20 protein-coding genes are annotated in these 20,768 nt (G+C 70.6%); 6 read left to right on the forward strand and 14 right to left on the reverse strand.

The features are described from left to right. Positions 1–84 precede the first annotated feature (84 nt). Together IPJ59_RS10480 and IPJ59_RS10485 are read left to right on the forward strand one after the other, a co-directional pair. Positions 85–423, forward strand: a complete 339-nt coding sequence (locus IPJ59_RS10480) for a hypothetical protein (RefSeq protein WP_293258840.1) — start codon at positions 85–87, stop codon at positions 421–423. 280 nt (positions 424–703) lie between these two features. Beyond that, positions 704–2,515, forward strand: a complete 1,812-nt coding sequence (locus IPJ59_RS10485) for a cation:proton antiporter (RefSeq protein WP_293271206.1) — start codon at positions 704–706, stop codon at positions 2,513–2,515. Between the two features lie 4 nt (positions 2,516–2,519). On the opposite strand, the gene IPJ59_RS10490 is transcribed toward IPJ59_RS10485, so the two are convergent. From IPJ59_RS10490 to IPJ59_RS10510, 5 genes are all read right to left on the reverse strand, one after another. Next, on the reverse strand, positions 2,520–3,461 hold the full coding sequence (locus IPJ59_RS10490) for an aldo/keto reductase (protein WP_293258838.1): 942 nt from the start codon (positions 3,459–3,461) through the stop codon (positions 2,520–2,522). A 14-nt stretch (positions 3,462–3,475) separates the two neighbouring features. Beyond that, on the reverse strand, positions 3,476–3,601 hold the full coding sequence (locus tag IPJ59_RS10495; RefSeq protein ID WP_293258836.1) for a hypothetical protein: 126 nt from the start codon (positions 3,599–3,601) through the stop codon (positions 3,476–3,478). 97 nt (positions 3,602–3,698) lie between these two features. Then, entirely contained in the window at positions 3,699–3,842 is a 144-nt protein-coding gene (locus IPJ59_RS10500; RefSeq protein WP_293258834.1) for a hypothetical protein, read from the reverse strand. 234 nt (positions 3,843–4,076) lie between these two features. Continuing rightward, complete coding sequence (locus IPJ59_RS10505; protein WP_293271208.1) at positions 4,077–4,283, reverse strand: hypothetical protein; 207 nt, start codon at positions 4,281–4,283, stop codon at positions 4,077–4,079. Continuing rightward, on the reverse strand, positions 4,280–4,549 hold the full coding sequence (locus IPJ59_RS10510; protein ID WP_293271210.1) for a hypothetical protein: 270 nt from the start codon (positions 4,547–4,549) through the stop codon (positions 4,280–4,282). Before IPJ59_RS10510 ends, IPJ59_RS10505 begins: the two co-directional genes overlap by 4 nt. 153 nt (positions 4,550–4,702) lie before the next feature. Here IPJ59_RS10510 and IPJ59_RS10515 point away from each other — a divergent pair, with 153 nt between their 5' ends. Next, positions 4,703–5,980 (forward strand): adenylate/guanylate cyclase domain-containing protein, encoded by a 1,278-nt coding sequence (locus tag IPJ59_RS10515; protein ID WP_293258831.1) that lies wholly within the window; start codon positions 4,703–4,705, stop codon positions 5,978–5,980. A 1-nt stretch (position 5,981) separates the two neighbouring features. Here IPJ59_RS10515 and IPJ59_RS10520 read toward each other — a convergent pair whose 3' ends face one another. From IPJ59_RS10520 to IPJ59_RS10535, 4 genes are read right to left on the reverse strand one after another with little or no spacing between them, the layout of a single operon-like run. Further along, complete coding sequence (locus tag IPJ59_RS10520; RefSeq protein WP_293271212.1) at positions 5,982–7,751, reverse strand: S10 family serine carboxypeptidase-like protein; 1,770 nt, start codon at positions 7,749–7,751, stop codon at positions 5,982–5,984. Positions 7,752–7,803: 52 nt separating this feature from the next. Beyond that, positions 7,804–8,451, reverse strand: coding sequence for a cupin domain-containing protein (locus tag IPJ59_RS10525; RefSeq protein ID WP_293271214.1), 648 nt, complete (start codon positions 8,449–8,451; stop codon positions 7,804–7,806). Next, positions 8,448–9,014 carry a sigma-70 family RNA polymerase sigma factor gene (locus IPJ59_RS10530; RefSeq protein ID WP_293258825.1) on the reverse strand — a complete coding sequence of 189 codons (567 nt, stop codon included), beginning with the start codon at positions 9,012–9,014 and terminating at the stop codon, positions 8,448–8,450. The genes IPJ59_RS10525 and IPJ59_RS10530 overlap by 4 nt, the downstream gene beginning before the upstream one ends. A 56-nt stretch (positions 9,015–9,070) precedes the next feature. After that, on the reverse strand, positions 9,071–10,786 hold the full coding sequence (locus IPJ59_RS10535; RefSeq protein WP_293271216.1) for a Mur ligase family protein: 1,716 nt from the start codon (positions 10,784–10,786) through the stop codon (positions 9,071–9,073). Positions 10,787–10,907: 121 nt separating this feature from the next. Here IPJ59_RS10535 and IPJ59_RS10540 point away from each other — a divergent pair, with 121 nt between their 5' ends. Further along, complete coding sequence (locus IPJ59_RS10540; RefSeq protein ID WP_293258821.1) at positions 10,908–12,086, forward strand: NHL repeat-containing protein; 1,179 nt, start codon at positions 10,908–10,910, stop codon at positions 12,084–12,086. A 341-nt stretch (positions 12,087–12,427) separates the two neighbouring features. On the opposite strand, the gene IPJ59_RS10545 is transcribed toward IPJ59_RS10540, so the two are convergent. The 4 genes from IPJ59_RS10545 to cphA are packed head-to-tail and all read right to left on the reverse strand — an operon-like array spanning position 12,428 to position 18,076. After that, positions 12,428–13,354, reverse strand: coding sequence for a hypothetical protein (locus IPJ59_RS10545; protein ID WP_293258817.1), 927 nt, complete (start codon positions 13,352–13,354; stop codon positions 12,428–12,430). 38 nt (positions 13,355–13,392) lie between these two features. Further along, the gene (locus IPJ59_RS10550; protein ID WP_293258815.1) at positions 13,393–13,962 is read right to left on the reverse strand and encodes a DUF4276 family protein; all 570 of its coding nucleotides are present in this window, start codon (positions 13,960–13,962) and stop codon (positions 13,393–13,395) included. Between the two features lie 2 nt (positions 13,963–13,964). Further along, positions 13,965–15,182: an AAA family ATPase gene (locus IPJ59_RS10555; RefSeq protein ID WP_293271218.1), complete on the reverse strand. Its 1,218-nt coding sequence runs from the start codon at positions 15,180–15,182 to the stop codon at positions 13,965–13,967. 14 nt (positions 15,183–15,196) lie between these two features. Then, complete coding sequence (gene cphA, locus IPJ59_RS10560; protein WP_293271220.1) at positions 15,197–18,076, reverse strand: cyanophycin synthetase; 2,880 nt, start codon at positions 18,074–18,076, stop codon at positions 15,197–15,199. A gap of 134 nt (positions 18,077–18,210) precedes the next feature. Here cphA and IPJ59_RS10565 point away from each other — a divergent pair, with 134 nt between their 5' ends. Together IPJ59_RS10565 and IPJ59_RS10570 are read left to right on the forward strand one after the other, a co-directional pair. After that, positions 18,211–19,158, forward strand: coding sequence for a hypothetical protein (locus IPJ59_RS10565; RefSeq protein WP_293271222.1), 948 nt, complete (start codon positions 18,211–18,213; stop codon positions 19,156–19,158). A 33-nt stretch (positions 19,159–19,191) separates the two neighbouring features. Next, entirely contained in the window at positions 19,192–19,761 is a 570-nt protein-coding gene (locus IPJ59_RS10570; RefSeq protein WP_293271224.1) for a hypothetical protein, read from the forward strand. A gap of 52 nt (positions 19,762–19,813) precedes the next feature. Here IPJ59_RS10570 and IPJ59_RS10575 read toward each other — a convergent pair whose 3' ends face one another. Beyond that, a complete protein-coding gene (locus tag IPJ59_RS10575) occupies positions 19,814–20,731 on the reverse strand; it encodes an expansin EXLX1 family cellulose-binding protein (RefSeq protein WP_293271226.1) in 918 nt (305 codons plus the stop codon). Between the last annotated feature and the right edge of the window lie 37 nt (positions 20,732–20,768).

Consider the following 20,768-nt stretch of genomic DNA (forward strand, 5'->3'; position numbering starts at 1 on the left):
TGTGGCGATGGGTCGTCACAGGCACCTGGAATGGTCGGGCCGCCATTCTGTGAATGCACTCGTGCATTCGCGGAAGACGACACGATGGAGAATTCGCAGTCGGATGTTTCGTCCGCTCCAGCGCCGGCAGGTTGCCTGCTCCGGCTCTTCTGGATGCTCGTGGGTAACGGGCTCCTCTACCTCTCGCTCGTCCTGATAGCGAGCCGGCATGCGCCGCTGCCGTCCTACCTGGACGTGATCGCCGGTGCGGCCGTGCTCGCCATGATCGGCGCGCGCCGAGTCGACATTGTGCGATTCGGCGGTCGGACCGTGCAGGACGAGCCGGCCAGCCTGGCTGACTGGCGCAGGTTTTCGCTCCTGCTAGTGGTCGTGGCGGCGGTCTCCTGGCTGATCGCTCACTTCATCAGCGGTAACCTCGGATAGCCCTCCCGCGGACGGGGCCAGGAGGCCCATGGCCGGGCCGCTGAGGTCAATGCTCCCCATGCGCAGGTAGCATGCTCCGGCGGATCCGCCGCCTGGCCGGCTTGCTGATGCTCCGGCCCGGCGCCTCGCCTCGGCCGCAGCCCGGCAGGACGGTGCGCAAGCTCCACGATGCCACCGCGTCGGCGACCAGCCCGGGCATACTTGCCCGGTGTCCGTGCACCTCGATCGCACCCTGTTCGATCATCCGTCGCTGACCTTTGCCCTGGCGATGGCCACCGGGGTGTTCGCCCAGGGCATCGCACGCCATGTCTATCTGCCGGGTGTGGTCGTGTTGCTGGCGGTCGGGGTGTTGCTCGGCCCCGACGTCGCCGACGTGATCCGGCCGCAGCTGCTGGGCCCGGCCCTGTCCTCCATCGTCGGCTTCGCGGTCGCCGTGATCCTGTTCGAGGGTGGGCTCAACCTCGAGATCCGGGTGCTCCGCTGGCAGGCACGGGCGATCCGGCGGCTCGTGCTGATCGGCGGCCTCATCACCGCGGGCGGCGCGACCGTGGCGAGCCGCCTGTTGCTGGGCTGGGACTGGCGCCTGTGCGCGCTGTTCGGCACCCTCGTGATCGTCACCGGGCCGACCGTCATCACGCCGCTGGTGCGACGGATCCGGCTGAAGCAGCCGATCGCCACCATCCTCGAGGCCGAGGGCGTGTTCATTGACGCGATCGGCGCGACGATCGCGGTCGTGGCCCTGCAAGTCGCCATCGCCCCGTCGGGCGAGGCGATCGGGGCCGCCGTCCTCGGGATCGGAGCGCGGCTGGGGACCGGCGCGTTGGTCGGTGCCCTGGGCGGCCTGGCGCTGGCGCTCCTGCTGCGTCGCCCCAACATCGTGCCGCGTGGCCTCGAGAACATCCTCGCGCTGTCGATGGCCATGACGCTCTACCAGCTCAGCGACGCGCTGGTCAGCGAGAGCGGCATCACGGCTGCGATCACCGCGGGAATGGTGCTCGGCAATGGCCGTAGCCACGCGCTGCGTGAGATCGCCGCGTTCAAGGAGCAGTTGACCGTGCTGCTCATCGCCACCCTGTTCGTGCTGCTGGCCGCCGACGTGCGAATCGCCGACGTACTGGCGCTCGGCCTCCCCGGCGCGCTGACTGTGCTCGCGCTGATGTTCGCGGTCCGCCCGCTCACGGTGTTCCTCTGCACAGCTGGCACCGACCTGCGCCTGCGCGACAAGCTGTTCCTGTCCTGGCTCGCGCCGCGGGGTATCGTCGCAGCCGCGGTGTCCTCCCTGTTCGCGCTCGAGTTGACCCACGCCGGCATCGCTGGCGGCGTCGAGCTGAAGGCCCTGGTGTTCCTCGTGATCGCCATGACTGTCACCCTGCAGGGACTCTCTGGCGGGCCCGTGGCGAGCCTGCTCGGGGTACGCCGCGCCACCAACAGCGGCTATCTGTTGCTCGGCGCCAACCCGATCGCATGTCACCTGGCGCGACAGCTGTCCGCGAACGGCGAGGAGGTCACCCTGCTCGACGCCAACGCTGACGAGTGCCGGGCGGCCGAGGCGGCCGGGTTCCAGGTGCTGCCCGGCAACGCATTTGACGCCGATACACTGGCCCGGGCGCGCCCCGACTCGCGGCTCGCATGCGTCGGCCTGACCTCGAACGAGGGGATCAACCTCGAGTTTGCTCGTCGAATCGCCGAGGAGTCTCGCGGCCCCGCGACCTACGTTGCGATCGAGGCGGACGCAGTGGGCGTCACCGCGGACGCGGTGCTCGCCCAGCACGCGCACGTGCTGTTCGGCGGCGCCAGCGGGCTCCAGGCATGGTTCGCGCGCTGGCGGCGAGACGGCGTCGAGACGGCCTGGCACCGCCGCACCGCCGCCGAGGCGAACGCTGTCGTGGTGGCAGGGACGCCGCGACCCGACATTTTGCCGCTGGTGATCCGGCGCGGTGAACGGATCGATCTGGTGGACCTGGCGACCACGGCCCGCGGCGAGGACCTCGTGGAGTTTGCGATCGATGTCGATCACCGCGGCGAAGCGCTCGCCTGGCTCGTGTCGTCCGGGTGGACCCGCGTCGAGCTCGACGCGTCGCCGTCGCCCTGAGCGGTCAGGCGAATACCCCGGCCAGCTGGCGCTGCTGCGCCGCGTCGGGCAGCGGCCCGAGGCCAGCCCGCGTGTTGTCCAGCATGTGGCGCGGATCGTGGGTCGCAGGCAGGACGCAACCCACGGCGGGGTGCGCGAGGAGCCACTTCAGAAGTAGCTGACTCCACGTCGTGCATTCGAGCTCGGCAGCCCATTCGGGCAGGGGGCGCCGGCGGAGCGTCTCGAACACCCGCCCGCCAGCGAACGGCTGCGCCACCAGGACGGCGACGCCGTGGTCCGCGGCGGCCGGGAGCAGGCGCTCCTCGGCAGCGCGCACGAGGATGGAGTAGGGGACCTGCACGAAGTCGAGGCGCGCATCGGGGAGCTTCTCCGCCAGGGTAACGATGTTGGCGACCCGGCTGACGGTCGCGCCGATGTAACGCGCGTGGCCGATGACCCGCCAGCGGCGTAGCGTCTCGAGCTGCATGGCGAAGTCCGTGAGCTCGTGGATCTGCATGAGGTCGATGCGACGCCGCTGGAGTCGATCCAGCGACTGTTCCATCTGCGCCTGACCAGCCTCGCGTCCGCTCGTCCACACACGCGCGGCGAGGAAGCTGGACCGCGGGGACTCAGCCGCGTTGGCGAGTTCGCCCAGGAACGTCTCGGCGTCGGGACTGCGTGCCGGCGCATCGATGAGCCGTCCGCCCGCGCTCCGGAGGACTCGCAGGACCTTGCGCGTGCTTGCCTTCGCTGCATTCGAAGGATCCGCGACCGCGGGTCCGACCGCGAGACCGATCACCGGCAGCAGCTCACCGCTGGCAGGGATCGGGCGGCTACGCATGGCAGCGGCGGGCGGTGGCGGTGCTGACACATCGAGCAACTCATCGGGGATCTCCTCGCGTGAGGCCTCGATAGCGCCCGCGTCACCCCTTCGGCATGCGAGCAGACCCAGCCCGGCGAGCGCCATGGTGCGTCGTCGTATCATCGTGATCCCGCCACGAGGTCGATGACAGCACCATCCATCCGGCGAAAGATCCACATCGGCTCATCCGCGCCGATCGGGAGGGTCAGCACCGGGCCGGCCGACTTGACGCCGCTGGACATCATGGTGCGCACATGCCCTTCGATGCAGGCGCCAGGCGGCACGTGATAGCTGTGTGCCGACGGCTTGGCGGCTGCAACATCGTTGTCGCGAAGCGTCGTCTCACCGCTTCACCGTGGCGACCGTGACCTCCACGGTCCCGCCACCGGGGATCTGTCGAGTGGCAACAATGTCCGCTGAACTGGCCACGTCACTGAATTGCGACGGCACATAGACACGTTCGAAGTCGTGGTCGCCGCGCTTCACGAGCGTATCATACACGAGCCTGGCCGATGGACTGTGGGTACGCTGCTCTGCTCGGCGCAGGGGCGGAAACGAGAACGAGGACCCACGCCCACCCCTCAGCGAAAGCTCGCCAAGCCAGCATTTCTTACCGCACTTGCTCGGGCCTGGCAAGCGGGCGTGGCGGCGATAAACGCCGTTCCGGCTACGGCGCGCCGCGGCCCCTTCGGCGCACCCTGTGCGAGGACGTCTGTGACTTCAGGGACCGCTGGGGTTCGGCATGGGTGGGGGCATCGGCGGGATCGCGGTGGTGCTGCCGTCCGCGTCGCCGCTGCTGCCGCTGGTGGTGTCCGGTGGGGGCATCGGCGGGGTTGAATCGGTGCCCGTGGCGGTGCCGGTGCCGGTATCGGTGTCGGTGTCGGTGTCGGTGTCGGTGTCGCCGGTGCTGGAGGTCGGCGGGATCATCGGCGGGATGTTGGTGGTGGCGCTGTCGCTGTCGCGCTGGCGCTGCCGTCGGTGGTCGGGCCGGGCATCGGCGGGGGGTTGTTGGTGTCATCGGTGCCGGTGGGGGTGGTCGGCGCGACGGTGCTGGCGTCGGTGGCGTCGGTGGTGCCGGTCTTGTCGTCGCCGCAGGCGGCGGCGCCGAGGGTTGCGAGGAGCAGGCCGCGGCGGACCAGCGCCGGGGTGCTCGGCGGTGGCGTGGGGGTCGGCGGGTCGCTGCGCTTCGTCATGCGACGATTGAGGCCCGGCGCGGCGCAGGCTGTCAAGGGTTTGCGGCGGCGTTCGCGAGCGGGTCAGCGAGGCGCTGGTTTTTGCGGCGCGGAGCTGCGCGGGCTTCGGCGGCGGGCGCGGGTCAGTGCGGGCCGTGATAGGCTCGCGGCGGCGTGGATGTCGAGCATTCGGAGCGGCTGCTCGAGGGCTTCCTGCACACGGCGCAGCAGCGCGGCGAGGCGTCGGTGGCGCGGGCGCGGCTGGTCGCGTGTCTAGCGTTCATGGCGATGCATCTGCCGTTGCGGGCGCATCTGCTGACGGTGGGGGATCTGAAGTCGTGGCTGATGATCGGCGGGCTGACGATCGGGATCGGGTTCTCGCTGCTAGGGCTGCGCTGGAGCGCGGCGGGCACGGTGACGCAGCGGCGGCTCGACCTGTCGGTGGCGATCGACGCGCTGGTGGTGTACGTGACGCTCGGGGCGGGGGTTGTGTGGCCGCACGCGAGCTACGTCGGGGTGGTGCGCGAGCCGGAGCTGGCGATCGTGTACCTGGCGATCGTGGGCGCGGGGATCCGGCTGTCGCGCCGCGGGGCGCTGTTCGCCGCGCTGCTGCACGGGGTCGGGTTGGTGGTCCTGGTGACGATGGACGAGCTGCACAACCCACAGCGGCTGATCTACACGGCGATGGAGCTGGTGTTCGTGGCGGCGTTCTTCGCGGTGGCGGCGATGATCGGCCACAGCGTGGCGACGCGGACGCGGGCGCTGGTGCTGCAGGGGGCCCACGCGGCGGTGCTGGCCGAGCGGGCGCGCCAGCGGCTCGGGGTGTACGTGTCCGAGGAGGTGGCGTCGACGGCGATGGACAGCAGCGAGCTGGCGCTCGGCGGGTCGAACAAGAAGGCGGCGGTGCTGTTCTCCGACCTGCGAGGCTTCACGCGCTACGCGGAGGGGCTGACGCCGGAGCGGCTGGTCGAGGAGCTCAATGCTTATCTGCACGACATGGTGGCGGAGATCCGCGCGGAGGGCGGGGTGGTCGACAAGTACATCGGCGACGCGATCATGGCGGTGTTCGGGGTGCCGAGCGGGCGCCCGGACGACGCCGCGCGGGCGCTGCGGGCGGCGGATCGCATGCGCGTGGCCTTGATACGGCACAATAGCGATCGTGAGGCGCGCGGGCTGCCGCCGCTGGCGCACGGGGTCGGCGTGCATTATGGGCCGATGGTGGCGGGGAATATCGGCACATCGGAGCGCATGCAATATACGGTGATCGGGGACGCGGTGAACCTCGCGAGCCGGCTCGAGTCGGCGACCAAGGATACGCACGTCGAGCTGCTGGTGTCGGATACGGCGGTGCAGGCGGCGCTGGCGGCCGGGGTGCCGTTGCCGGCGCTGAAGGTGCACGGGACGATCGCGGTGCGCGGGCACGCGGAGGTGCTCGTGCATACATTGGCGTGAATCAGGGCTCGTCGAGCCAGGCGGCGAGGTCGTCGCGCAAGGCGAGGGGCTGGTCGAGGGCGACGGAGTGGGAGGCGTCGTAGGCGGGGAAGCGGATCTGTCGCGGGCCGGGGTCCTGGACCGGGTCGTCGGGGAAGGCGGTGGGTTGATAGTGGACGACGAGGGCGCCGGGCGGGGCGTCGACGCTGGCGACGATGGCGTCGTGGCTGGCGATCGCGGGGCCGATCGAGGGGGGATAGATGGCGATGTCGCGGGCGGCGGCGGTGATGAAGGTGTCGACGTGGACGAGGTTGCGGAGGAAGAGGTCGATGAAGTGGGGGTCGTCGGGGCCGATGCCGACGTGGTCGGCGATGGCGGAGCGGATGGCGTTGTTGGATTCGGCGAGGAAGGGGATGTAATAGCGGTCCCAGGCCGGGAGGGCGCCGAGCTGGGCGATGGTGCCGCTGTCGGGCGGGTAGCTGCCGGGGCCGACGATGCGAAAGGCGCCGTCGCGGGTGCCGGCGGACAGGCGCGGGACCTCGGCGGGCGGGAGGCCGAGGATCTGCTCGAGCTTGGCGAGGTCGCTGAGGCCGGCCTTCTCGGCGGCGAACAGGTTTGCGAGCCAGGTGTTGGCGGCCTTTAGGTCGTAGCGGCTGCGGGCTGCGCTGTTCTCGACGAAGTTGACCGCGTTCTGCCAGGGCAGGCAGTCGGGGCCCTGGGCGCTGCAGGGGAGGAAGTTCAGGCCGAGCTCGGCGGCGAGCTGGAAGACGGGCGAGCCGGGGAGGTCGAGGAGCTGGCCGGCGAGGACGCGCTGCTCGCCGCCGAGAGTGGGCTGGATGAGGATCTGGCGCGGGAACAGGGCGGCGACCTCGGCGGCGGTCCAGGCGAGGTCGGGGTCGCGGGCGGCGAGGAAGGCGTCGATCTCGTCGACCAGCGCGGGGTCGTCGTAGCGGCCAGGGCCGCCGGTGTCGTACTCGGCGCGGCGCAGCAGCATGGCGAGCATGAGCGTGGCCCGCACGCCGCCGTAGCTCTCGCCGACGATCACCAGCTCGCGCGTGGCGAGCTGCGGGTGGGCGGTGACGAAGCGCAGGAGGACGCGGATGAAGTCGGCGGCGTCGAGGTAGCTGTTGTAGTTGTGGAGGCCGAAGGCGGCGAGGCGGGTGTCGAGGTCGGCGGGGTCGTCGGGGTCGGCGGCGAGGTTGTAGGAGAAGCCGGTGCCACGGGCGTCGATGTAGAGGAGGTCGCCGAGGGCGCTCCAGCTGCCGGGGTTTGGCTCGGGCTCCGGGGTGAGGCGGACCGGGCCGGTGCCGAAGGCCATGAGGGTGCCGGTCGAGGCCCCGGGGCCGCCGTTGAAGAGGACGAAGAGGGGGCCGCTGACGTCGGGGTCGGCGGGGCGGAAGCTGTAGAAGATACGGGTGGGGTCGGAGCTGCGGGCCTGGGCCTTGGGGTCCTCGCCGACCACGAAGTCGACGGGCTCGAGATCGATGAAGCCGGCCTCGGGCTGGAGCGGGGGGCAGTCACAGACCCAACCGAGTTCGTCGCAGGTGCACGCTTCGCAGGGCTGGATCGGCGGGCAGACGGGGGGCGGGTCGATGGTGGTGGTGCTGCTGCTGCTGGGGTCGGTGGTGGTTGTTGTTGATGTGGTTGTGGTGGGCGGGGCTTCGCCGCTGTCGCTGCTGCTGCTGGGATCGCCGGTGGTGGCGAGGCTGGTGCTGTCCGCGGCGTCGGTCGTGCTCGCGGCGTCGTCGCTGCAGGCGGCGAGCAGGAGCAGGAGCGTCAGCGCGGGTCGCATCGTGCCAGTGTCGCACGAGCGCGGCCAGGTTCGCGGGCGGCCAGGTTCGTGGTCAGCCGCGGCGCGGGAGGACGGCGTCCATGTCGAAGCCGGGGATCTCCACGCCGTGGACGACGACGGCGTAGATGAGGTCCTGCCCGGGGTCGGCGGTGAACTCGTGGGCGCTGTCGGCGGGCATGTCGGCGTGGTCGCCGGTGCCGACGTGGCTGCCGTCGCTGTCGCAATAGCCGCCCTGCAGCACGAGCACGTGCTCCTCGCCGAGGTGGCGGTGATGCGGGAAGGTGGTGCCGGCGGTGACGCGTACGAAGCCGACATCGGCGCCGGCGCAGGCGGGGCCGCCGACGAGGTGGACGAGGTGGATGTTGGCGCCGGGCGAGGCCAGCCAGGTGCCGGGGTGTTCGAGGCTGGCGAGGAGCTCGCGCGCGCGCTCGGCCGCGACGTCGATGAGGCGGGCGAGGCGGTCGATGAAGGGGGAGAAGCGGGCGGGGCCGTGGACCGATGCGAGCAGGCGCTCGCGGAGGGCCGAGGGTGGCGGCTGCAGCGGGAGGGAGGAGGAGAGGGCGGTGAGGGCTTCGCGGGTGGCGCGGAGCTCGGCCTGGAGGCGGGTGCCGAGCTCGCGCTCGAGCTCGGCACGCTCGTCGGCGGGGAGGGTGCCGAGCGCGTACTCGACGAGGCGCGCGTCGTGGTTGGCGGCGGTCATCGTGGTCTCCCCCCAGTCGTGTAGTCGTGCATGACGGCGCGGAGCCTGGCAAGTCCGGCGGCGGTCCGTGACTTCACGGTGCCGATCGGGATGGCGAGCCGCTCGGCGACTTCGGTGGATGAGAGGCCCTCGAAGTAGGCCAACTCGAGCACGCGGCGCTGGGGCTCGGAGAGCTCCTGCAGGGCGGCGCGGACGCGGGCGTGGTCGAGGGACTGGCCGGGGTCGTCGGCCTGGGCCGGCAGGGACTCGTCGATGGTGCGCGCCTCCATGGTCTGGACCCTGATACGACCGGAGCGGCGCAAGCGATCGAGGGCCCGGCTACGCAGGCGCACCAGGAGCCACGTGCGTACGCTCCCACGCTCGCGGTCATAATCGGCGGCCTTCGCCCAGGCCTCGAGGAGCACGTCGTGGACGAGGTCCTCGGCCTCGCGCTGGTTGCCGAGGATGCGGCCGGCGGTGGCGAGCATGACGGTGGCGTGGCGATCGTAGAGGACGCCGAGGGCGTTGCTGTCGCCCCGGGCCATGGCGGCGGCGAGCTCTGGATCGCTGATCGGTGTAGCCACGGGTGCCGTGTGCCGAGAGGTGGCAGGCCGAAGATCCCCCGGAGGGCGAGGGGCCGTCAAGCCGGGCGAGGGTCGGGGCCTGGGTCCGCGATCGCGCCGAGGCGGCGGAGTTCGGCCTGGATCTCGTCGCGCTCGACGTGGACGAGGATCGCCACGAGGTCGCCGGGCTCGGCCCAGGCGAGGCCGCGGCGCAGGAGGTCGACCTCGTCGCTGGCGGTGGTCAGGGCGCTCGCGCGGTGACCGAGGCGGATGAGCTCGTCGCGCAGGAGGGCCGGCACTTCGCCGGGCTCGCGACCGCGGAGGTAGTGCTCGAGGTCGCGGACGATGACCTGGTCGGGGGCGAGCTCGTGGGCGGCGCGGGCGAGGTCGCGGATGGTCTCGTCGCTGCGGTCGCCGGCGACGCCGATGCCCAACAGCAGGCGCCGCGGGCCGCGGAGGGCGGTGAGCAGGCCGTGCAGGCTGCGGATGCCGTCGGGGTTGTGGGCGAAGTCGAGGAAGACCTGGACGCCGGCGACGATCGCCAGGTTGGCCCGGCCGGGGTTGTCGCTGACGGAGGCGTGGAAGCTGCGCAGGCCGGCGACGATCGCGGGGTCGGGCAGGCCGAGCGCGCTGGCGAGGGCGGCGGCGGCCAGGGCGTTGCGGACGTTGTGGCTGGCGGCGCCGCCGAAGCAGAACGGGAGCTCGGCGATGGCGACGAGCTCGTCGCGGTGGTCGCCGCGGCCGCGGGTGAGTCGGCCAGCGGCGGAGACGAACCAGGCCTCGCCGCCGGAGGCGAGGGGGGCGGCGAGGGTGGGGTGATGCTCGTCGCGGGCGAACCAGGCGATCGCCGCGGGGAAGCGGTGGCCGCGGGCGACGAGATCGACGAGCGGGGGGCTCTCGGCGCCGAGGACGACGCGGCCGTGGGGGGCGACGATGCTGCCGACGACGGCCTTGACGCTGGCCATGGCGGCGAGGTCGTGGATGCCGTACTCGCCGAGGTGGTCGGCGCTGACGTTGAGGACGGCGGCGGCGTCGCAGCGGTCGACGCCGAGGCCGCGGCGGAGGATGCCGCCGCGGGCGACCTCGAGGACGGCGAGGTCGACCTCGGGGTGGCGGAGGACGGTGCGGGCGGCGGAGGGTCCGGTCCAGTCGCCGGCCTCGAGCGGTCGTTCGGCGACGGACATGCCGTCGGTGGAGGTGTTGCCGGGGGTGAAGCCGGCCTTGAGGGCGATGCGGGCGAGCAGGCGGGCGGTGGTGGTCTTGCCGTTGGTGCCGGTGATGAGGGCGATGGGGACGCGGCCGAGGCTGTCCCATGGGACAGCTTCGGGAGGCGGCGGGAGGCGGGCGGGGTAGCTGACGGCGCGGCGTCCGTGGCCGATCGTGAGCTCATCGTCGTCGGCGAGGATCGGGAGGTCGCGGGCGGCGGCGGCGGTGCGCAGGGCGGCGACGCGGGGCTGCTGCTCGTGGGCGATGGTCTCGCGCCAGGCGGGCAGCTGGCGGGCGGGGTCGCCAGCGCCAGCGGCCCCGACAGCGTCGCGCGTGGTGGCATTGGCGGCCTGGATCGCCCAGTCGTTGATGTCGGTGGCGAGGTAGAGGTGATCGGGCGGGGCGGCGAACACGAGGTCGGCGCCGGGGTGGCCATGGCCGTCGTCGTGCTGGCGGATGTGGAGCTCGACGGGCCAGCCGAGCGCGTCCAGGGCAGCGGTGAGGGCGAGTCGCCAGGCCGCGAGGACGGGCCCCGCGGCTTCGCCGGCATCGAAGGCGACCTCGGCGATCGCGCCAGGCCCGCCCATGTGCAGGTTCGGTCCGGTGAGGCGGCGCGAGTCGAGGGTTCGCAGGGCCCCGGAATAGCGGGCGGGGCGGCGAGGGTCAAGGGGCGCGGGGGCGCTGCGAGCTCGTGTAAGCTCCCCCGCGATGTCGACTCGTACATGGCTTTCATTCGGTCTGTGGATCTCGCTCGTCGGCGCGTGTGGGGCCGGCCCTGGCGCGGACGATGGTTCCGGTGCCGGTTCCAGCTCCGGGGATGGCGAGGCGACGGGTGGCGGGAGCACGAGCGGCGACAGCGAGGCGAGCGGCGATGTGGTGACGACCGGTGGTGGCTTTGTGGTGCCTGAGTTTGGTGCCACCCTCACCGTGATCGGGACGGCCGCGGACGGCCTCAACGCGGTCCGCGACCTCGAGTTCAATCCGGGCGCGCCCGAGCAGCTGTGGACCTTCAACATGCTCAGCCACGGGACGGTGATCTTCTTCGAGCCCGGGACCGAGCAGCAGAGCTCCGAGGTGCGCAATGATGCATACGGGCAGCACTTCATGGCGTATGTGTCATCGGCGGCGTTCGGCGACAATGGCAACTTCGCCAGCTGTCAGGAGTCGCGCGACGAGTGGAACGTCGGGCCGCAGGCGCCCGACGACTTCATGGGGCCGACGCTGTGGTCCAGCGACCTGGACATCTTCGCCAAGGTGGGTCAGGAGTTCCCGCCGGGGGCGCTGGAGGGCAGCCACCTCGATATGCTGCACCAGAGTCCGTGGTGCATGGGCATCGCCCACGACGTGGACAATGTATATTGGGCCTTTGATGGCATGCACGGCAACATCGTCCGCTACGACTTTCAGGCCGACCACGGGCCGGGCGGCGGCGACCATTCGGACGGCATCATCCGGCGCTATGCGGACGCGAGCGTGACGCGGCTGGCGAACATCCCGGGGCACATGGAGCTCGACCACGCGACGGGGATGCTCTACGTGGTGGACACCGGGGGCGGTCGGGTCATGCGGCTCGACACGGCGACGGGGACCAACACTGGTGCGCTGCCCGGGGACATGGACGGGGCGGTGTACGAGGGCGTGGAGGGGGCCGACTTTCAGGTCGTGGTGGAGGGCCTCGACGAACCGTCGGGGATCGCGTTGAAGGACGGGCGGATCTTCGTGTCGGAGCACGGGAGCGGCGATATCATCGCGTTCGATCTGGGCGGGGCCGAGATCGATCGCATGAGCACGCCGGCCAAGCGGATCATGGGGATCACGATCGGGCCGGCGGGTGATCTGTGGTATGCGGACGCGGGGGCCAACGAGGTGGTGCGGGTCGGCTCCTGAGCAAGCGCATCGCCACGGGGGTGGGTGGGGGTTGGGGGGGGGGTGCTCGCTCCCGGCAGACCTGGTACGCTCGGGGTCGGGCTGCGGTCGGTGTCCGTTGGGGTGGCTGATGGGCAGCTGTTGCGCGGGGGGCGGGCGGGCGGGGGGGAGGGCGGGGGGGGGGGGGGGGGGGGCGGGGCCGCTGCTGTCAGTCGCCGGGGGGGCCGGCGGCGAGGGGGGGGGGAGGGGGGGGGGGGGGGGGGGGGGGGGGGGGGGGTCAGGCCGCTGCGGGCGTCGTGGAGACGTCATTGGTGGGTGCCATCGATCTACGGTGATTTCCGGACCGCGGCCGGTGGCGCGGCTCAGGGTGAGAGCGCGAAGCAATAGATACCGCCGTATCCGCCGCCGCTGCCGACGTCGACGACGTCGGGGCCCGGCGGCGGGGTCGGCATCAGGGTCACGCCGGGAGCGCAGCCGGACTCGATGAGGGCGGAGATCCAGTTGGTCGACATGCTGGTGACGGGGCCGCCCTGGCGCGGGAAGGTGAGGCCGACGCGGGGCCGGCCCTCGGTCGCCCGGTCGCCCTTGGCGCTGGTCCAGTCGAGGCAGGTCGCGTTCGCGTCGAACAGCAGGCCTTGCGGGTCGGAGCCGGTCATGGCGTGGTGATTGTCCTCCTCCGGCAGGGTCGGCTCGGGCTGCATATTGGGGACACCATCCTCGTTGGGCAGGTCATTCTGGATCGCCGGGTCTGCGCCCTCGGGTCGGTCGTGGAGGAGGTCGGCCCGGTTCGCGGCGAGCAGGCGGCCGAGGCGGTCGTACCAGGGTCCCTCGCCGATGCGGTCGATCGCGTTCACCGGCTTGCCGTCGGCGTCGGAGGCGACGCTGAGGAAGGCGCGCCATTGTTTGCTGGCGCTGCCTGGCATGCTCATCTCGGCGACCGCGGCGCAGATCTTGTCAGCGCCGCGCAGGCCGGCGCCCGGGCCCTCTTCGCCGAAGCGCAGGTCGCCGCCGAAGCCGAGCGGGCTGCCGGACAGCGCCTTCATCGCCTTGAGGCTGGTGACGAAGAAGCTGAAGTGCTCGAGCTCGGGGCCGCCGCTGCTGTCGCCGCTGGTGCTGTCGCCGCTGGTGCTCTCGCCGCCGTCGGTCGGGCTGGTCGATGTGGATGTCGAGGCAGCGGCGCTGGAGGTGCTGGCATTGAGCGTCTCGTCGCCGCCGGCGTCGCCGCAGCTGGCGAGGCACAGGAGCAGGGCGAGGCCTGGGGGGAGCTTGGGCGACGGAGCTGTGGCCATGGTCGGCCGAAGATATCAGTCCTCGGCCCGGCGCAGGGTCACGGGTTAGCGCGCACGAAGGCCGCCAGGGCGATGAAGGACGGGCACTTGCGTTCCAGGACCGTGAGATCGACGTGCCTGGCGAGGTCGGGGTTGTTGAGTTTGTGGCTGTAGCGGGGGCGTCGCTGGGAGTCGCGGCTCAGCTTCTCGAGGTGCTCTTTGGGGTCCTCGATTCGCTCGGGGTTGGCGATCGGGTCGGGGCGCCAGGTCGGCCAGATATTCACGACTGCCGACACGTCCGCGAGCAGCCAGGCCTCGAGCTCCTGGACGGGGACGACGATGCAGCAAGCTTCCGGGGCGACGATCGAGGGGGCGAGTACGCGGGTTCGCGCGAGCTCCCGGCGCGTGAGAGGGTCGTCGCGGTCGGCGTCGTAGGCGACGACGAAGCGGTCGCAGCCCTGTTTCGAGAATTCGTCGAGGTCCCGTGCACCCTTGCGCAGGAGGCCGCCGCAGCCGTCGTAGCCCTTGGTCTTCACGCGCAGGCGCGGGTTGGCGGCGAGGCGACGGATCAGGACCTGCAGGGTCTCGACGTCGGATCGGTCCTCGCCGAGCACCGCGTAGCGCGCCATGGCTATTCTTCCTGGAGGAGCTCGAGGTACTCAGCGAGCGAGCCGTCGCGTTGCATGTAGTCCTCGGCGCGCTGGATCTCGGAGGCTGTCAACGTTCGCACGGCTGTCGATCCCTCACAAATATCGACGAGGATGAGGTCGCGTGGCTGCACACTGCTGAGCACGACCGGCGAATGGCTGGCGAGCATGATCTGGGTGGGATCGGTGTTGACTCGTAAGATATCGATGAGTTTGGCGAGGAGCCCCGGGTGGATCCCGTCTTCGGGCTGCTCGATGAGCATCGTGCTGCTTTCATCGTAGAGGAGGCCGAGAAGGAGGTAGAGGGCGTGGCGAGTGCCGCCGGAGAGCTGATCCAGCGAGAGCTCGGCGCCAGAGCGCGTGGGCGAGAAGGTCACGTCATAGTATCTGCGGCGTCGACCGGGCTGCGGCCTGGCTTCCTCGACGTCGCCGATGGTGACGACTCGGATGTCGCGGAGCAGGTCGAGGCCTCCGGGGCCCATGAGTTGCTTGAGCTCGGCAAATATCGACGGCCTGTTGGTGTGGGCATAGATCACGCGGAAAAGCACAGAGGTAGAGGGCTGGCCGGAGGCGTGCGCGGCGGCCCAGTGGTCGTACATGATCTCGGAGATCGGGCCGCTCGGCTCCTTGTCGACCGGGTCGAAGGGGTGGAAAATGAGCTGGCCAGGGTAATAGCGGACCCGCTGTAGTACCTCCGTGACCGCGACGATGTGTGGTTGAAGCGGATCGCTGTTAGCGAGCAAGGAGCTGAGCGCGGGGATCGCGGCGGTCGATGGATTCAGCTCGACGGTTGGCCGGCGATCGCCGAAGGTGACGCGATCGTCGGTGCGATCGAAGAGGCGCTGCCAGGTGTTGTCGCCCGAGCTCCTGAGGCTCAGCGACTCCTGGTCCCTCACGCGCGGCGGCCGACCCTGGGTGGCTTCTTCCCAGAAGGTCCGGGCGACGCAATAGCGATATGCGTGATCGCCGGCATGGATCTCAATATCGACGGAGGGCTCGGCCAGAGCCTCACCCGGGTCGATCTCCGGTAGGCGGTCGAATGCGTCGCTAGCGAGCGCCGTGGTGGCGACCCACTCGAGCGCCTTCAAGATCGTGGTCTTGCCGGCGCCGTTGCGGCCGACGAGCGCCACCATGTGCCCGAGGTTGTCGAGCTTCACGTCCTTGCACGAGCGGAAGTTCTTGATATGTGCGCTCGTCAGCATGGGCTCGGAGGTTCCTAGTCCTCGGCTTCTTGCGGCTTTGCGAGGCGGACGCCGCGGGTGTCCTCGACGAAGCCGGGGCTGATCGTGAGGGGGGCGACGGCGGGTGTGGGGTGCTGGACCGGGGCGGCGGTCGAAGTGGCCGGGGCGATCGTCACGGGCGCTGCGGCTTCGGCGGGGGGAGCTCCCTGGGCGAGGTTGCCGACCTTGGAGTGGATGGTGCCGCGGGCGGGGCCGGGGAGGGTTTGTTCGCGGAAGCGGACGATCTGCTTCCAGCAGCGGGAGATGCTGTCGCCGAAGATGAGGAGGAGGTCGCCGGGGACGCAGAGGGCGAGGGCGGCGTCGATGGACTTCTGCTCGTCGAGGATGGTGGTGATGCGATCGCCGGGGACGCCCTGGGCGCGCAGCTCGTCGGCGATGATGCCGGTGATCTGGCCGGGGGAGCGGCCGCGCAGGCCGTCGTCCTCGCGGAGGATGAAGCGGTCGAAGGCGGGGGCGGCGGCGCGGGCGATCTCGCGGATATCCTCGTCGCGGCGGTCGCCGGGGGCCGAGAGCACGCAGACGCGCTTGCCCTTGACGTCGAGGCGCTGGACCAGGGCGGCCATCGCCCGCACGGCGGCGGGGTTATGGCCGTAGTCGAGGATGACCTTGAAGGGCAGCTCGTCGTAGACGTTGAGGCGGCCGGGGGCCTGGAAGTAGGTGGTATCGAAGGTGCGCAGGCCCTGGCGGATGTTCTCGACCTTGACGCCCATGGCGTAGGCCATCAGCACGGCGAACATGGCGTTTTGCACGTTGTGCATCGCCTTGCCCTCGAGGGTGGCGGGGATGAGGTGGGTCCACAGCAGCGGGATGTGGGTGCCACGATCGTAGATCGTGATCATATCCCCGTTGATGCCCTCCTCGAGCACGGCCGCGAGGCCGCCGGCGCGGATGTGCTTGCGGACGAGGTCGTGGCGGGCGCTCATCGTGACATAGCCGATGCGCGAGGCTTCGGTGTAGTCGGCCATCCGCAGGCAGCGCTCGTCGTCGGCGTTGAGGACGGCGCAGTCGCGGGCGACCTCGACGACGATGCGCTTGAGCTCGGCGAGCTGGTCGAGGTCGTGGATGCCGCCGAGGCCGAGGTGGTCGGCGCTGATGTTGAGGACGGCGCCGACGTTGCAGGCGCGGTAGCCCATGCCGGCGCGCAGGAGGCCGCCGCGGGCGGTCTCGAGGACGGCCAGATCGACGGAAGGATCACGCAGGACCATCTGGGCGGCCATGGGCCCGGTCATGTCGCCGACGACGGTGCGTTCGCCGTCGATGTAGACGCCGTCGGTGGTGCAGAGGCCGACGGTGGCGCCGGACATCTTGTGGATGTGGGCGACCATGCGGGCGACGGTGGTCTTGCCGTTGGTGCCGGTGACGGCGGCGATGGGGATGCGGGCGGGGGTGCCGGGCGGGAACAGCATGTCCATCACCGGGCCGGCGGGGTCGCGCGGGGTGCCCTCGGTGGGGGCGACGTGCATGCGGAAGCCGGGGGCGGCGTTGACCTCACAGATGCCGCCGCCGATGTCGCGATAGGACCTGGCGATGTCGGGGGTGATGAAGTCGATGCCGGCGACGTCGAGGCCGATCGCCCCGGCGGCGCGGACGGCCATCTCGCGGTTATCGGGGTGGATGACGTCCGTCAGGTCGATGGCGGTGCCGCCGGTGCTGAGATTCCCGGTGCTGCGGAGATAGACGGCCTCGCCGGCGGCAGGGACGGTGTCCGGGGTGTAGCCAATGAGCTCGAGCAGGCGGCGGGCCTGATAGTCGATCTCGATGCGGGTCAGGACCTTCTCGTGGCCGATGCCGCGGCGGGGGTCGCTGTTCACCACATCGACCAACTGGGAGATCGTGCGCTCGCCGTCGCCGACGACGTGGCCGGGCACGCGCTTGGACACGGCGATGACGCTGCCGCCGATGACGAGGATGCGGTGGTCGAAGCCGGGGATGTAGGTCTCGACGATGACGGAGCTGGAGTGCTCCTGGGCCTTCTCGAAGGCGGCCCGGACGGCGTCGGAGGTCTCCAGGTTGATGGAGACGCCGCGGCCGTGGTTGGCGTCGAGGGGTTTGACGACGACGGGGTAATTGAGGCGCTCGGCGGCGGCGACGGCTCGCTCGGCGTTGCGGACCAGGTGCTGGCGGGGGACGGGGAGGCCGAGGTCGCCGAGGATCTTGTTGGTCTCCTCTTTGTCGGAGGCGATCTCGACGGCGATGTGGCGGGTCTCGGAGGTGACGGTGGCGCGAATTCGCTTCTGGAAGCGGCCGTGGCCGAACTGCACGAGCGATTGATCGTTGAGGCGGATCCACGGGATGTCGCGCTTCTCGGCGGCGCGCACGAGGGAGCCGGTGGAGGGGCCGAGCTGGCGGCGCTGGGCGAAGGCGATGAGCTCGTCGAGGCGCTCCTTGAAGTCGAAGCCGGCGGGGACGCTGGCGCGGGCCTCGGTGAAGGCGGGGACGGCGGGGAGCAGCGAGTGGAGGAGGTCGAGGGCGAGGTTGCCGGCGGCCTCGCCGACGCGCTCCTCCTCGTACTCGTAGACCACGAAGTACTGGCCGGCGGTGCCGGTGCCGCGGGTCTTGCCGAACGAGACCTTGGCGCCGGTGAGCACCTGGACCTCGATGGCGACGTGCTCGAGGACGTGTCCGAGCCAGGTGCCCTCCTCCTCGCGCAGGCGGCGGATGAAGCCGCCGTGGCTGCCGTACGAGCAGGTGTGGTGGGCGAGGCTCGGGATCGCGGCGACGAGGCCGTCGACGAAGCCGGGGATCATGGCCGACGGGTGATGTTCCAGCTCGCCGAGGTCGACGTTCAGGCGGATCACCGGGAAGTGGGCGTAGACGTTGGGACCGCGGTAGGTGCGACGCTCGAGGATCTGCATTGCGAGCCGGGCTTTTACCACGAGGGCCGGCGCGAGCGCGAGAACGTGTCGGCGACGGGGGTGAGGGTGCCGGGGTATGTTCGCCGGGCATGGCCTGGAGCGCAGCGGGAACCATGAGTGACGTGCTCGCAAGGATGCGGCGCGATCGACAAAACGGGAGGATCCTCGACTACCGGCGGTTTCGGAAGCCGCCGAACGGGGGGCCGGGGCCGGCGAAGGAGGCCTTCGATTGCCTGTTCTTGTGTGATCACTGCGGCTATCTCAGCGACGTGGAGGGGGCGTGCCCCTCGTGTACGCACACGGCGTGGATCGACCTCGACAACTGGGCCCACGCGGAGCGGCTGCGCGAGGTGGAGGAGGGGGCGCGGCAGAACCCGGTGCCGGAGGTGCGCTGGCGGGTGCGGGGGGCGTCGCTGGCGGTCGGTGCGGTGCTCGGGCTTGGCTGCGTGACGGGGCTGGCGCTGGCGGGGATGGTGGCGGTCGAGGTCGGCTCGCTGGTCGGGGTCGGGGCCGGGGCGATGGGGGCTGGAACGGTGCTGACCCACGCGCTCGGGCGGAGGAGGTTCGGGTGGTCGCTCATGGCGAAGGGGGTGCGTAACCCGTCGCGCTGGCGTGTGCCGTTACCGATCGCGGACCCGAAGGCGGGCACGCTGCGGCGGGCGGCTGGACCGGCGCTGGCGAGCGGGCCGCTGCTGCAGGCGCCGTTCACCGGGCGGGCCTGTGTCGCCTACGAGGTCGCGGTGCTGTTCGACCATCCGAGCGACGCGTGGCCACCGACCTGGGTGCTCCGCGAGATGCGGTCGTGCGCGTTCGAGGTGGACGGGCGCGAGGTGGGGGCGGACCGGGCGACGCTCGGGGCGGCGGTCGAGGCGGTGGAGCGGCCGGTGATGAACGAGGACCAGAAGCGCAGGTTTCTGCGCGAGCGGGGGCTGTTCCTCGCGGACGGGAGCTTTGACCTGTACGAGGCGATCGTGGCGCCGGACGCGTATTGTGAGGTGCTATGGCCATTGGCGCCGGAGGGGGCGCCGCCGTTCGTGGTGGCGGCGACGGGGCCGGTGGGGCGGCATCCGTATCGCGGGTGATTTTTGATTTGTCGCGCAAGAACGGAGACCATCATGCCAGAATATCACCGGAGCCTGGATATCTACCAGGGTTACAATTTCAAGAAGGACAAGCATACACCGGTCGGGTTCATCACCGGGCTGCAGATCGCTGGTGAGGGATTGAAGGCCGACCAGCGCTGCAAGGACCCCACCGACCCAAGCTCTGACCTCGCGGTGGTCGCCGTGTTGAGTGGTGTGCAGTGGGGGACCGGGGTCACGGACGCGGTGTACCTGTCAGGGCAGATCTCGGTGGTGAACCGCCAGAGCGTCGCCATGCTCGTCATCAATAACCTGACGAACATCGATGTGGTGTTTCAGTACTCGGTGTTCGACTACGATCCGGTGGCCAAGAAGTACTTCCTGGCGTTCCACAGCAACCTGACGGACATGAAGGGGCTGCTCGAGAAGCGCGGGGATGACCTGAACCTGTCGGTGGCCGACGATGCTTCCACGGAGGTCCAGTCGCCCGAGAACTACGCGTTTCAGATCGGCATCAAGCCGCAGCCCTCGGCGCAGGTGTTGAGCATCGCGACGAGCGTTCAAGCGAAGATCACGAAGGCGTGGGGGCTCAAGGTGGGGTGAGCCGAGCGCGGCGGCTCAGAGTTACCGTCCAGGACGGAGGAGCGGCGGCGGCTCAGGGCGTGCAGGCCGGGAATTGGCCGGCGCCGGGGCTGTCGCCGGCCTCGATGAAGGGGACGGCGTGGTCCTCGAGGGTGTTGCCGGCGACGTCGGTGACGCGGAAGTCGTAGGGGCCGGGGCCCATGCCGGATTCGTCGATGAAGAAGTTGTAGTCGACGCGGGCGACGTCCTTCCAGGTGTTGTCCATGGCGCGGTATTCGAGCTTGGCGATCGCGTTGCGGTGGTTGCGGACCTGGACGGCCGTCCACCATTGATTGCTGCCCTCTTTGAAGTGATAGACGAGGTTGCCGGCGACCGGGCAGGAGACGTATTGCCAGGAGATCGGGACGATGCCGAGCTGCTTGTCGGCGATCATCGGGAAGGCGCCCTCGGCGAGGTCGATGTTGCCCTGCGGACATTCGGGGCAGCGGTCGACGATGCGCACGGTGATGCTGCCGTCGGGGCCGTCGATCGCCACGCAGGCGCCGCACACGGCCGATGCGGCATAATCGGTGGTGTTCATCGCGGCGACCAGGGGGTCGTTCGGGTTGGCGTCGAAGCTGCAATTGCCGCTGCCGTCGGCGGCGTAATAGGTGGCCTTGCCCATGTGCACCTCCGGGTCGCAGGCCGCGCCGGCGGTGTCGCTGGTGGTATCGCTGGTGTCGCTGGTATCGCTGGCGGTGGCCGTGCTCGTGGTGCCCGGATCGTTGGTGGTGCTGGGGTCGCCAGTCGGGCTGCCAGTCGGGCTGCCAGTCGGGCTGCCAGTCGGGTCGCCAGTCGGGTCGGCGCTGGTGGGTGAGGTGGTGGGGTCCGGGTCGGTGGTCGGGTCGTCGGTGGTCGCGGGGGTGCTGGTATGGCTGGCGCCGCTGCTGGTGTCGTCGTCGCTCGGGGTGCAGGCGATGGCGAGGACGAGGACCAGCAGTGGCGAGCGCATGCGGCCAGGAGAGCGCAGGCTGCGGGGCCTGTCAAAC

The organism is Nannocystis sp. (genome assembly GCF_016714285.1).
Classification (GTDB): Bacteria; Myxococcota_A; Polyangia; order Nannocystales; family Nannocystaceae; genus Nannocystis.